General features: G+C 70.8%; 11 protein-coding genes. 4 read left to right on the plus strand and 7 right to left on the minus strand.

Annotated features, from left to right (window positions below; translation table 11 throughout):
• Window positions 1-71 precede the first annotated feature (71 nt).
• Window positions 72-1199, minus strand: a complete 1128-nt coding sequence (locus AB0F41_RS12185; protein ID WP_357422870.1) for a DUF2157 domain-containing protein — start codon at window positions 1197-1199, stop codon at window positions 72-74.
• A 148-nt stretch (window positions 1200-1347) separates the two neighbouring features.
• On the opposite strand from AB0F41_RS12185, the gene AB0F41_RS12190 reads away from it, so the two are divergent.
• A complete protein-coding gene (locus AB0F41_RS12190) occupies window positions 1348-2406 on the plus strand; it encodes an amidohydrolase family protein (RefSeq protein WP_357422872.1) in 1059 nt (352 codons plus the stop codon).
• A gap of 25 nt (window positions 2407-2431) precedes the next feature.
• On the opposite strand, the gene AB0F41_RS12195 is transcribed toward AB0F41_RS12190, so the two are convergent.
• Both AB0F41_RS12195 and AB0F41_RS12200 read right to left on the minus strand, forming a co-directional pair.
• Window positions 2432-3196, minus strand: a complete 765-nt coding sequence (locus tag AB0F41_RS12195; RefSeq protein ID WP_357422874.1) for an SWIM zinc finger family protein — start codon at window positions 3194-3196, stop codon at window positions 2432-2434.
• On the minus strand, window positions 3193-6006 hold the full coding sequence (locus tag AB0F41_RS12200; RefSeq protein WP_357422876.1) for a DEAD/DEAH box helicase: 2814 nt from the start codon (window positions 6004-6006) through the stop codon (window positions 3193-3195). Before AB0F41_RS12200 ends, AB0F41_RS12195 begins: the two co-directional genes overlap by 4 nt.
• 318 nt (window positions 6007-6324) lie before the next feature.
• On the opposite strand from AB0F41_RS12200, the gene AB0F41_RS12205 reads away from it, so the two are divergent.
• Both AB0F41_RS12205 and AB0F41_RS12210 read left to right on the plus strand, forming a co-directional pair.
• Window positions 6325-6687, plus strand: coding sequence for a hypothetical protein (locus AB0F41_RS12205; protein ID WP_357422878.1), 363 nt, complete (start codon window positions 6325-6327; stop codon window positions 6685-6687).
• A gap of 82 nt (window positions 6688-6769) precedes the next feature.
• On the plus strand, window positions 6770-7480 hold the full coding sequence (locus tag AB0F41_RS12210) for an HNH endonuclease family protein (protein WP_357423006.1): 711 nt from the start codon (window positions 6770-6772) through the stop codon (window positions 7478-7480).
• 6 nt (window positions 7481-7486) lie between these two features.
• Here AB0F41_RS12210 and AB0F41_RS12215 read toward each other — a convergent pair whose 3' ends face one another.
• From AB0F41_RS12215 to pdhA, 4 genes are all read right to left on the minus strand, one after another.
• On the minus strand, window positions 7487-8302 hold the full coding sequence (locus AB0F41_RS12215) for a sulfurtransferase (RefSeq protein WP_357422880.1): 816 nt from the start codon (window positions 8300-8302) through the stop codon (window positions 7487-7489).
• A gap of 105 nt (window positions 8303-8407) precedes the next feature.
• Complete coding sequence (locus tag AB0F41_RS12220) at window positions 8408-9967, minus strand: dihydrolipoamide acetyltransferase family protein (protein ID WP_357423008.1); 1560 nt, start codon at window positions 9965-9967, stop codon at window positions 8408-8410.
• Window positions 9968-10033: 66 nt separating this feature from the next.
• Window positions 10034-11008, minus strand: coding sequence for an alpha-ketoacid dehydrogenase subunit beta (locus tag AB0F41_RS12225; RefSeq protein WP_357422882.1), 975 nt, complete (start codon window positions 11006-11008; stop codon window positions 10034-10036).
• On the minus strand, window positions 11005-12126 hold the full coding sequence (pdhA, locus tag AB0F41_RS12230) for a pyruvate dehydrogenase (acetyl-transferring) E1 component subunit alpha (protein WP_357422884.1): 1122 nt from the start codon (window positions 12124-12126) through the stop codon (window positions 11005-11007). The genes AB0F41_RS12225 and pdhA overlap by 4 nt, the downstream gene beginning before the upstream one ends.
• A 143-nt stretch (window positions 12127-12269) precedes the next feature.
• Here pdhA and AB0F41_RS12235 point away from each other — a divergent pair, with 143 nt between their 5' ends.
• A complete protein-coding gene (locus tag AB0F41_RS12235; protein ID WP_357422886.1) occupies window positions 12270-12764 on the plus strand; it encodes an Lrp/AsnC family transcriptional regulator in 495 nt (164 codons plus the stop codon).
• Window positions 12765-12781: the final 17 nt, after the last annotated feature.

A 12781-nucleotide genomic window follows, 5' to 3' on the forward strand; every position in this document is an offset into this window, starting at 1 on the left:
CGGGCCCGGCTACAGACCAGAGTTACCCGAAACAGGGTCGCGAACTGCGAAAATACCCCGCCGGGCGCCGGCTATCCGGAATTCTTCGCCGAGCGCGTCAGCAGATAGCTGCCGATCCCGAGAATCACCGCGCCGATCACCAGGATCGCCCCGGACGCCCCCTCCGATTCCCCGGTCCAATCCCCGACCGCCTCCACCGCGGCCAGGGTCAGCGCCCCGGCGCCGCCCAGGACGAGCACCCAGGACCGATCGGTGGCGTACACCGCGAAACACACCGCCGCCACCACCGCGGTCAGCACGTACGCCGCCCGCGTCGAATCGATCGCCTGCACGGTCTGCGCGCCCGCGACCGCCAGCACGACGCCGGCCAGATACCCGGCCCATACCTCCAGTACCCACCGCGCCCGGGTGAGGCCGAGCCAGACCAGTCCCAGCGCCAGCACACCCAGACCCACCCAGTCGTCGTCGATCTCCAGTATCTCGTCGAGCACACCGACGACCAGGGCGACTCCGAAACCTGCACACAGCAGCAGCCCGAGGAGCGAGGGCAGGGCCGCGTACCCGGCGACAGCGGCCACCAACCCCGCCCCGGCGGCCCCGACCCAGGCGGTATCCCCACCGCCGTCGTCGTAGGCCGACCCCGCCGCCGCGGCGACAGCGGCCGCCGCGAGCGCGAACAGCACCATGGCCAGCCGCAGCCGGGCGGTATGGCCCGTCCCCGGGCCCCGGCGCCACGCCGCACGGAACAGCACCGACCGGCCACCGGCCGTCGCCACCCCGGCCACCGTCACGCCGAAGGCGACCAGCAAGAACAGGATCACCCGGCCGAGCCGGGCCATATCGTCCCAGGACTCCACCAGGATCAGTACCAACCCGCTGAGCAACAGACCCGCTCCGGCGTAGGCCGCGATCTCGGCCAGCAGCCGGGCCGGAGTCGGGCGCGGCGGCGGCTTCGCCAGTGCGGACACCACCGCGGTGAGCTGGGTCTCGTCGAGGACGCCTTGGTCCACCAGGTCGCGCAGCGCGGGCGGGGTGCGATCCGGATCCGCCGCTTCGCCGGTCCCCGCTGTTTCCGACCCGGCTCCGGGCTCCCCGGTCGCGGCTCCCGCCGCCGGTTTCACCATCTCGACCCGTCCGGGATCCGAATCGGTCCCCGGCTCCCTGTGCGACGCTCCGGGCGCCGAATCCGCTTCGGCCACAGCACCCAGTATGCAGTCCCGGGCGCGGACCCACCGGGCCGCGAGAGAACCCGCTCGCGGGGCACGAGTGAACCCGCCCCGCCCGGCGCGCCCACGCGCTAGGCTCGCGCCAGCAACCGACGGCGATCGCGGGAGGTGCCTGCAGCGGATGGACATCGGCGATATCCGGATCATCGACGCGCATATCCATCAATGGGATCCGTTCACCAACCCGCGCGAGTTCAGCCGCACCGCGAAACTGATGCGGGCACTACCGGTCCCGCTCGGTCTCGCCGTCCGGCTGGCACCGCGCCGGGACCGGGAATTCGTCGGCGAGCCCTCGGCATATCTCGCGCCCTATCTGCCCGCCGACTACCGCACCGACGCCGCCGGGCTGCCCGTCGAATCGGTCGTGCACATCGAGGTCGAATGGACCGGGCCGAAGGTCGAGGAGACCCGCTGGGTCACCGCCCTGCCGTTCGGTGTGGACACCCCCGCGCTGGCCGCGGTGAGCGCGAGCGGTTTCCCCGCCGCCCCGGGTTTCGCCGAACTGCTCGACGCCCATCGCTCCGCGTCGCCGCTGGTACGCGGGGTCCGCAGTATGGTCGCCCACCACCCCGACACCGGCATCCGCAGTTTCGCGGCCGCGCCCGGGGCGCTGCGCACATCGGCGTTCCTGGACGGTTTCGCCGCCCTCGTCGAACGGGACCTGGTCTTCGAGGCCTGGGTGTACTCGCATCAGCTCCCCGACCTCGTAGCGCTGGCCCGGCGGTATCCGGAGGCCACGATCGTGCTGAACCATCTGGGCACCCCGGCCGGGATCTTCGGGCGGGTCGGCAAACACACCGGACTCGACGCCGCCGCCCGCCGCACGATCTTCGAGCGCTGGCGCGACGATATCGCCGACCTGGCCGGGCTACCGAAGGTGGTGGCCAAGGTCAGCGGGCTGATGATGCCGATTCTGGGGCATCCGGTGCCCCGGCCGGGGCACCCCACTCCCGTTCCCGAACTCACCGACCGCGTGGCTCCACTGCTGTCACACGCACTGGAAGTGTTCGGAGTCGACCGCCTGATCTGGGGATCCAATTTCCCGGTCGACCGGCCCATCACCTCGATCACGGGAAGCGCCCGGACCGTCGCGGCGGTGCTGTCCGACCGCCTCGGCGGGACCGATTTCGTCCTGCCGGTCTTCCGCGACAACGCCCGGCGGGTCTACGGCCTGGACTGACCGCGGTCCGCAGCCGGGCCGGCCCCTAGCGCCCCGTCATCTCCGAGTACATGACCACCAGCGCCCGCCCACCGGCCGCCGCGTCCGTCTCGTCCGCGCACAGCATCCGCAGCGCCCGGCGCAGCAGCGCGGGATCCAGATCGTCGGGCGCGGGCTGCGTTTCCGGTGTCGGCAGCGCCGGAAGCTCCAGGGCCTCCCCGTAGGGGTCCGCGGGCTCGCCCGGATCCGGCGCGGACGCCTCGATACCGCGGATGAGCGCGTCGATACCCAGCCCCCGCAGTGTCAGCAGGTCGCGGGGATGCTCGTCGAGGCGTTCGGCGAGCAGGCAGGCGACCGCGACGGCGTGTTTGCACGGCCACCCCGGATCCGGGCAGGTGCACCCGAAATCGATATCGGCGGCGGTCTCCGGGATCAGGTGCGGTGCGAGTTCACGGGGCAGATCGCCGGAGACGACGCGGGCCAGCATGCCCGGAGCCGAGCGGATCAACTCGATCAGCAGTTCCACCTCGTCGGGCCGCAACCGGCGGATATCGCAGGTCGTGGTGAACGGGCGTGGCTGGCTGCCCTGCACCTCGGCGCGGACGGCACCGGGCTCGATCGTGTAACTCACCACCTGCCCGGCCCGGGCGTAGGTGCGGCCCCGCGATATCCGGCCGGGCTCGGCGAGCCGCTCGACCGCGTCGAGCAGGCTCCGGCCCCAGAAGGTCCGGGCGAATCCGCCCCGTCTGCTCCGGGCGGGCACCCCACCGGAAACCGGCCGGCGTTTACCGAATTCACGGAAGTCGGTCACTCGCCCACCGCCTCGGATCCGAGGGTGAACAACTGCGCGAGTTCGGCGTCACCGAGTTCGGTGATCCAGTTCTCGCCCACCCCCACCGCCAGGTCGGCGAGTTCCCGCTTCCCGGCGATCATCTCGTCGATACGTTCCTCGATGGTGTCGACGCAGACGAGTTTGCGCACCTGCACCGCGCGGCGCTGACCGATCCGGAAGGCACGGTCGGTGGCCTGATTCTCCACCGCCGGGTTCCACCAGCGGTCCAGATGCACCACATGATTCGCGGCGGTGAGATTCAGCCCGGTACCCCCGGCCTTGAGCGAGAGCAGCATGATCGGCGGCCCGTGCTCGTCCTGGAACCGGTCCACCATCGCGTCGCGCCGGGCCTTGGCGACCCCGCCGTGCAGGAACGGGATCGCACTGCCGAACCGTTCGGCGAGGTACGGCGCGATCAGCTCGCCGAATTCCCGGAACTGGGTGAACAGCAGCGCCTTCTCCCCTTCGGCGAGCACCGAGTCGAGCACATCCTCGACCAGCGCGAGTTTGCCGGAGCGGTGTGCGCCGCGGCGCAGCACCGCGGAGGAATCGCCGAGGAAATGCGCCGGATGGTTGCAGACCTGCTTCAACCGGGTGAGCGCACCCAGGACGGCGCCCTTGCGGGCCATACCCTTGGCATCCCGCAGCTTCTCCAGCATGTCCTCCACCACCGCCTGGTAGAGCGCCGCCTGTTCCACGGTGAGATTGGCCCGCACCGTCATCTCGAATTTCTCGGGCAGATCGCTGATGACCGCCGGATCGGTTTTCACCCGGCGCAGCAGAAACGGCGAGGTCACCGTGCGCAGCCGGGTCACCGCGTTCTGATCGTTCTCCCGTTCGATCGGTACCGCGAACCGGGCGCGGAAGGTCTGCGGACTGCCCAGCAGCCTGGGCACGGCGAAATCGAGGATCGACCGCAACTCCTCGAGCCGGTTCTCCACCGGAGTGCCGGTGAGGGCCAGCCGGTGCCGCGCCGGCAGTGCCCGCGCCGCCCGCGCCTGCCGGGTCGCGGAGTTCTTGATGTGCTGGGCCTCGTCCAGCACCACCCGCTCCCAGCGCTGCCGCGACAGATCGCCGATATCACGCACGAGCAGCGCATAGGTGGTGACCACCAGATCCGATGTGGCGACCGCGGCATCCACGTCCCGGCCCTGGGCCCGCCCGGCGCCGTGATGCACCAGCACCCGCAGATCGGGCGCGAACCGCTCGGCCTCGCGCTGCCAGTTGCCCACCACCGACATCGGGCAGATCAGCAGGGTGGGTCCCGGATCGGCGGTGCTCTCGTGGCTCTCCCGCTCGTGCAGTAGCAGGGCGAGGACCTGCACCGTCTTTCCCAGACCCATATCGTCGGCGAGAATCGCACCGCACCCGAGCCGGCTCATGGTCGCCAGCCAGCTCAATCCGCGTTCCTGATAGGGACGTAACTGCGCTTTGAGCCGGCTCGGCGGGGACACCGGTTCCGGCTCGACCTCGGGATCGAACAGCGCGGCGGGCCAGCCGGTGGCGGTGACCTCGGTCAGCGGAACCCGGCCGACCGGGTTCGCGGCGATCTCGCCGATCAGATCGGACAGCGTGATCTCGGCGTCCTCGCTGTGCATGGCAACGAATTTCGCGGCCGCGGCGAGCACGGTGTGATCGGCCTGCACCCATTCGCCACGCAACCGCACCAGATCGGATTGGGCGGTGATCAGCCGTTGCATCTCGGGCCGGGTCAGCACCGTATCGCCGAGGGCCAGCTCCCAGCGGTAGGACACCAGGCCGTCCAATCCGACGGTGCTCTCGGCGGCGGCCACCGTGGACCCGACCCGCAGGCGCAGACTCGGCTCGGTGATATTCCAGGCCCGGGGCAGCAGCAGCGCGATCCCCTCGGACGACAGCGCCTGCGCCCCGTGCGCCACCAGATCGGCCACCACCTCGGTCGGTAACAGCAGATCGAGGCTGTGGGGGTCACCGGGGACATCCCGGAGCCGCGGATAGGCCCGCTGCGCCCGGCCCAGCCACTCCAGTCCCAGCCGCATCTCCTCGGCCGGCCCGGGCACCGGGACGGGGCGCGGCGCCGTCCCGTCTGCGCGCAGGCAGACCTCCAGCCGCCACAGAACGGATCCGCCATCCGATTCGGCCGCTTCCGCGTCCGGTTCGCACAGGCGGAGCACCATCTCGGTGTCCTCCCCCGACCGGGTCTCACGCCACTGACGCAGCACCTCGGCGACCTGGTGGCTGCCCGTTTCCACCGGGACATCGGTGGCCAGCGCGTGGATCAGCGGATGCGGATGCGGATGCGGCGCCAGTAGTTCGCGCACCAGCGGGTCGGTCAGTTCGGTGACCAGATCGTCGAGGACCTCGCCCGGTTCGCCGGCCACCCGCAGCGCCGGGGGCAGCAGCGCGGCCAGTTCGGCGAGCCAGGCCCGCTGCCCGGAACCGCCGGCGAGCTGCCAGCGCGCCCACCATTCGCCGTCGTCGCGGCGCAGCGACGGCACCACCATCCCCGCCCGCACCCAGCGTTCCAGCCCCTGCGCGATATGACCCAGAAACCTCAGGTCGCCCGCCACGGCCTCGGCGGGCAGCCGCTGCCGCAACGCCGCGGCCGCGGCGGCAGGCGCGAGCGCATGCGCCCGGACGGTCTCCCGCCGCGACCCCGCCTCGTCCACGATCAGCACCTCGGCCCGATGCCGGAACCGGGATTCGGCGAGAACCGATCCGAGCAGGCCGGGGACGGCGCCGCCGTCCCCGGTGCCGGGCGCACGCCACAGCAGCAGCCCGGAACCGGGCGACCACAGTCCGTGCAACATATCCACATCAAATCAGCACGCCCCGACAGGCCGCGACGCCCCCGGCCCGGTCCGCCCCGGCGCCCCGGCGCGCGTCCGGTCCACCGGGGTTTCCCGCATCCGGACGGCGCACCAGGGCGGTGCCTGGATTTATCCACACCGACGGCACATACTGGGGATATCCGCTGGTCATTGCAGATATACGCGCCCGTCGAGGCCGTAGCGCCTCGCCGGCGGAACATGCTGCCCCCGGCGGTCGACCCGCGGCGTCCGGCACATCCGGCCCGGGAACACGGATCCCTCACACAGTGGTGCCATCGAACAGCGGAGGACAGCAGCATGACGATTCTGCTCCAGGTACTCGAGCAGAGCTACACCCCGACCACACCGTGGGAGCGGCGCAAATTCACCTTCGTCGACGCCGGCAAGATCGTCGGTATGCGGCTGGACGGCCAGTGCGGGGTATGGCTCGATCTCTCCCGCCCCGGCGAATCCCAGCGTCTGGCCCGCACCCCGCATCCCGAGGAAGCGATCGCCTTCCTGCTGACCACCTTCGCCAAGATCGCCGAATGCACCGACAGCGGCGGCTCGTGGGTGATCGGCCACGACGGGCTGCACGTCGACTCACTGGCCGCCACCCGCTTCCCGCCGCGCACCAGCGGGGTCGCCAACGACGAACTGCTGGCCAGAGCCTGGCTGTGAACCCGGCGGCAGGTCCCGGGATCTCGGCAGCTGCCCGGGATCCCGATAGTTGTCGGAGGGATCCGGTATACCGGCAGAGGTGATGACACGGGGGATCATTCACGCGGCTACCGCGATTCTGTCCACTCTCGCCCTGCTCGCCGCGCTGGGCGCCTGCGCGGTCCTACCCGGCTCCGCCTCGGCACCGGGAAGTCCGGGGCGCGACCGGCTCGAACAGTTACTCGCCGCCGTCCGGGTCGTACCGGCGCGGCCGCATCCCGGTGGCTACGACCGCGACTGCGGGGCCGGGCAGGGGTGCGTATTCGGGCCCGCCTGGTCCGACGATCACGACGGCCCCGGCGGCCGGGACGGCTGCGATACCCGCAACAACGTGCTGGCCCGCCAGCTCACCGCGGTCGGCTACCGGCCCGGTTCCGGGCGCTGTGTCGTGCAATCCGGCACCCTGGCCGATCCCTATACCGGCACCCTGGTCGCGTTCCGCCGGGAACAGGCCCGGCAGCTGCCGGTCGACCATATCTATCCGCTGGCCGCCGCCTGGGATCTCGGCGCGTCGGCATGGCCGCTGCCGCTGCGCATTCGCTTCGCCAACGATATCGACTACAACCTGCAGGTCACCGACCGCGCAACCAATACCGCGAAAAGCGACAGCACCCCCGCGCAGTGGCTTCCGCCCTCCCGGCCCGGGCACTGCTACTACGCCGGCCGATATCTCACGGTGGCGCTGCGCTACACACTCCCGGTGACCGCCGCCGATCACGCGACCCTGCGCGATATCGCCGCCGGTTGCGGATAGCCGCCGTCAGACTCCGGTGGCCACCGGCCGTTTGGGATCATGCGCCCACTGCGACCACGAACCCGGGTACAGCGCCGCCGGTACCCCGGCCACGGCGAGTGCGGCGATGGCGTGCGCGGCGGTCACACCCGACCCGCAATACACGGCCACCGGCTCCGCGCCGAGTCCGCCGAACCGCTCACGCAGCAGTTCGGCAGGCAGGAAGCAGCCGTCCTCGCCGAGATTCTCGCTGGTCGGCAAGCTGATCGCGCCGGGGATATGCCCGGCGCGGGGATCGATCGGCTCCAGGTCGCCGCGGTATCGCTCGGCGGCGCGCGCGTCCAGCAGCACCCCGCGCCAGCGGGCGGCGGCATCGGCGTCGATAACGGGCAACCGGCCCGGGTCGAGCTCGATATCGCCGGGCACCGGATCGGGCTCCACCCCGGTGGCCAGCTCGCCGCCGCAGCGCAGCCAGGCCGGCAGCCCGCCGTCGAGGATCCGGACATCGGCGATCCCCGCCCAGCGCAGCAGCCACCACGCCCGCGCCGCCGACATACCGCCGAGCTCGTCGTAGACGACCACCGGATCGCCCGCGCACAACCCCCAGCTGCGCGCGCATTTCTGCAGCTGCGCCGGATCGGGCAGTGGATGCCGGCCGTGCGCGGGAGACGGCAGGGCCGCCAGTTCGGTGTCGAGGTCGACGAACACCGCGCCCGGGATATGCCCGTTCTGATAGTGCTGGGGCCCCTCGGGGTCGCCCAGTTGCCAGCGCACATCCAGCAGGCGCAGATTCTCGCCCGGCGCTTCCCGGAGTTCATCCGCCGAGATCAGTACCGCGTTCAACGCAGCTCCTCGTCCAAACGTCTGGATCGGATTTTCGTCACCGTACGCGGAGGCGGACTGTGAAGTCCACGCGGACACGGGTGTCTGTGGTGGCGGCGATCCCGGTCAGATGCGGGCGAGCAGGGTCAGCGGGTCCTCGAGCAGACCGGCGACGGCCGCCAGGAAGCGCGCGGCGAGCTCCCCGTCGATCATCCGATGGTCGAAACTCAGGGTGAGGGTGAGGACCGACCGGACGACCACTTCGTCGCGGAAGACCCACGGCCTCGGGGTCACCGCGCCCAGGCACAGAATCGCCGCCTCACCCGGGTTGACCAGCGGAGTTCCGGAATCCACACCGAAAACCCCGACATTGGACAGGGTGAACGTCCCGCCGCGCAGGTCGGTCAGCCCGGCCCGCCCGTCCCGGGCGGTCTGCGCCAGCCAGCCGATCTCCCGGCACAGTTCTCGCAGGCTCAGTGTCTGCGCGTCCTTGATATTGGGCACCAGCAGTCCGCGCGCGGTCGCGACCGCGATACCCAGGTTGACGTAGTACTTGGTGACGATCTCGGAATTGGCTTCGTCCCAGAACGAATTGATACCGGGGAATTCGTCGAGCGCGGCCAGCACCGACTTCGCGACCAGGGCCAGCGGTGTCAGGGTGAGCCCGTCGAACGCCTTGGTGGCGCGCAGATGTTCCAGCAATTCCAATGAGGCGGTGATGTCGACAGTGACCGAGGTGGAGGCCTGCGGGATCATCCGGGCGCTGGCCACCATGGCCTCGGCGGTGCGTTTGCGGATCCCGCTGATCGGCACCCGCTCCTCGCGGGCCGGACGCCCGGCCGCGGCCGTATCGACCGCGACGGGTTCACCGTCGTCGGCGCGGGGCCGCCGATCCGGCTCGGAAACCGGTACCGCGCCACGGACATCCGCGACCGTCACCGCCCCCTGCGGCCCCGAACCCGCGACGTACCAGAGATCGATGCCCAGCTCCCGCGCCAGTTTCCGGGCCCCGGGTGTCGCCGCGACCCGCTCGCCCCCGGGCTCGGTCGTCCGCGGCCCGCTACCGGACTCCCCGCGCCCGGGCGAGCCCACCCCGGTCCCGCCGTTCGCGGCCGGCGCGCCGGTTTCCCGCGGCGCGGCACCGGCGGTTCCCCCGGGACCCGCCTCACCCGGCACCTCCCGCGCCGACGCGTCCGCGTTGTCCGGCGCCACCACACTCTCCTGCGCCACCGCACCGATCACACCGGCCTCGTAGGTCACCGCGCGTTCCCGCACCGCCCGGTCCCCGCCGTCGCCCTGTTCCCCGGCCACGTTCTCTCCCAACGGTTTCCGGACACCCCGCCGTCGGCTCGTCTGCTTCTCCTCCGACGGCCCGTAACCCACCAGAACCGCGGTTTTACCGTTGCCCTGCGCCGCGGCGGCACGGATCCGCAGCAGCGGCGACCCGACCTCGACCGTGGCGCCCGGTTCGGCGAGCAGTTCCACCACGGTGCCCGCGAACGGCGACGGCAGCGCGACCACCGCCTTGGCGGTCTCCACCTCCGCGATCGTCTGGTTCAGCGCGACCTCGTCGCCCACCGCGACCGTCCAGTTCTGTAATTCGGCATCGGTGAGTCCTTCGCCGAGATCGGGGAGCCGGAACTCCAGGATCTCGCCGGACCCTGCGGTATCGGCGTCGTCGTCCACGATGGGCACCTCCGGCTGGCTCACGGGTGGCTCGGCCACCCCGGGCTCATGAGTGGCGGGGCCACCTCAGGCCGCGAGCGAGAGGTCGACCGCCGCCAGAATTCGGTCCGGGTCGGGCAGATGATGCTTCTCGAGCTTAGCCGGAGGATAGGGGATATCGAATCCGCCGACCCGCCGCACCGGAGCCTCGAGCCGGTAGAAGCAGCGTTCGGTGATCCGGGCCGCGATCTCCGCGCCGATGCCCCCGGTCACCGGCGCTTCGTGCACCACCACCAGGCGGCCGGTCCGGTCCACCGATTCGGCGACGGTGTCGATATCGAGCGGTGCCAGGCTGCGCAGATCGATCACCTCCAGCGAGAGACCTTCCTCGGCACCGATTTTCGCGGCGGTGAGCGCGGTCGCCACCGTACCGCCGTAGGCCACCAGCGTGGCGTCGGTCCCGGGGACGCAGACCCGGGCCCGGTCCAGCGGCAGCTCCGCCGGGGCGGTGGGATCGAATTCGGCCTTGTCCCAGTACCGGCGTTTGGGTTCGAAGAAGATCACCGGATCGTCCAGGGCGATGGCCTGGCGGATCATCGTGTAGGCATCGGCGGGGTTGCTCGGCGACACCACGCGCAGCCCCGCGGTATGCGCGAAGTAGGCCTCGGGCGATTCGGAATGATGTTCCACCGAACCGATCCCGCCGCCGAACGGGATCCTGATGGTCAGCGGCGCCCGCACCTTCCCGCGCGTCCGGTAGTGGATCTTGGCGACCTGGGCGACGATCTGATCGAACGCCGGATAGACGAAACCGTCGAACTGGATCTCGCACACCGGCCGGTAGCCACGCAGCGCCATCCCGAATGCCGTGCCGATGATGCCGGATTCGGCCAGCGGAGTGTCGATGACCCGGCGGTCGCCGAAATCCTTCTGCAGCGCGTCGGTCACCCGGAACACGCCGCCCAGGCTGCCGATGTCCTCGCCCATCAGCACCACCTTGGGGTCATCCTCCAGAGCGGTACGCAACCCGGCATTGAGCGCCGCGGCGAATGTGGTGATCATGAGCGGACTCCTTCCCCGCGCGGGCCGGGCGCGGCGGCCTCGGCCGGATCGTCGGCCAGGTAGGCGGCGTATTCGGCGCGCTGCGCGTCGAGCAGCGGATGCGGTGCCGAGTAGACGTGTTCGAACAACGCCGATGGATCGGGGTCGGGCATGGTCAGGATCTCGGTGCGCATCCGCGCGGCCTCGGCGTCGGCGCGTTCGTCCAGCCGCTGCTGGGCGGCGGTGTCGAACAGGTTCTCGCGTTCCAGCAGCCGCCGCACCCGCAGGATGGGGTCGCGGCCGGCCCATTCCTCGATTTCCGCGGCGGTCCGGTAGCGGGTGGGATCGTCGGCGGTGGTGTGCGGTCCCATCCGGTAGGTGATGGCCTCGATGAAGGAGGGCCCGCCTCCGGTGCGGGCGCGTTCGGCCGCCTGCCTGGTGGCCGCGAGAACCGCCAGCACATCGTTACCGTCGACCCGGACCGCCGGAATTCCGTACCCGACCGCGCGGTGTGCGATAGGTGTCGCGCTCTGCAGCCCGACCGGCTCACTGATGGCCCAGTGGTTGTTCTGGCAGAAGAACACCACCGGCGTACTCCACGACGCGGCGAAGGTGAGCGCTTCGGCGATATCACCCTGGCTGGTGGCGCCGTCCCCGAAGTACACGACGGTCGCGATCTCCGCGCCGTCGAGCTGGGCCGCGTAGGCGTAACCGGTGGCGTGCAAACCCTGCGCACCCACCACGATCGCCGGGTTCGTCATATTGACCGCCGCCGGGTCCCAGGACGAATGGGCGACCCCCCGCCACATCGCCGCCGCGGCACTGGGCAGCACCCCGCGGCAATAGGCGACCGCGGTTTCGCGGTAACTGCAGAACACGTAGTCGTCGGGGCGCAACGCGTGCGCGGACCCGACCTGGGCGGCTTCCTGCCCCTGGAACGGCGCCCACAACCCCAGCTGCCCCTGCCGCGCGAGGGCTACGGCCTCGATATCGATCCGCCGGGTGACCACCAGGTCGGCGTAGAGCTCCCACAGTTCGTCCGGCCCGATATCGGCGACCAGCGCCCGATATTCGGGGTTGTGCACCCGAGCGCCGTCGGGCTGGATCAACTGCACCGGATACTCGGTTGTGCCGGGCATCGGCCTCGCCTCCTCACGCGGGTCACGCGCTGATGTGGCCTGTAACACAAGCATCCACCTTCATGCGATCTGCGCAAGTCTCGATCCGGAAACTGAGCAAAGTGCCCGGTTTCCGGCCGGGCCGGAGTGCCATACTGCGTCATATGACCAATCGTGAGCCCGTCGAGCCGACACTGGATCCGACCGATGCCCGGATGCTGCTGGAACTGACCGCCAACCCCCGGGCCACCGGTGTGGAACTGGCCGCGCGACTCGGCCTCTCGCGCAATACCGTGCAGGCGCGGCTGGCCCGCTGGGAGACCTCCGGGATGCTGGCGGGGTTCGAGCGGCGGGTGCCGCCGCGCGCCCTCGGCTACCGGCTGTCGGCCTTCGTCGCCGTCGTGGTCGATCAACATCGGCTCGACGCCGTGGTCGCGGAACTGGCCGAGATCGCGGAGGTCACCGAGGTGTGCGGCATGACCGGCCCCACCGATCTGACGGTCCGGGTGGTGGCCCGCGACGCCGATGATCTCTACCGCATCACCGGCCAGATCCTGAAGATTCCCGGGGTGGTCCGGACGAATATGGCGCTGGTGATGCAGGAACTCGTGGGCCCCCGCACGGCACCACTCCTACGCCGCCTCGCCCATCCGCAATGACCCGGGCCCGCCCTCGC

Origin of the sequence: Nocardia sp. NPDC024068, from assembly GCF_040638875.1 — a bacterium.
In the GTDB taxonomy this organism is placed as follows: domain Bacteria; phylum Actinomycetota; class Actinomycetes; order Mycobacteriales; family Mycobacteriaceae; genus Nocardia.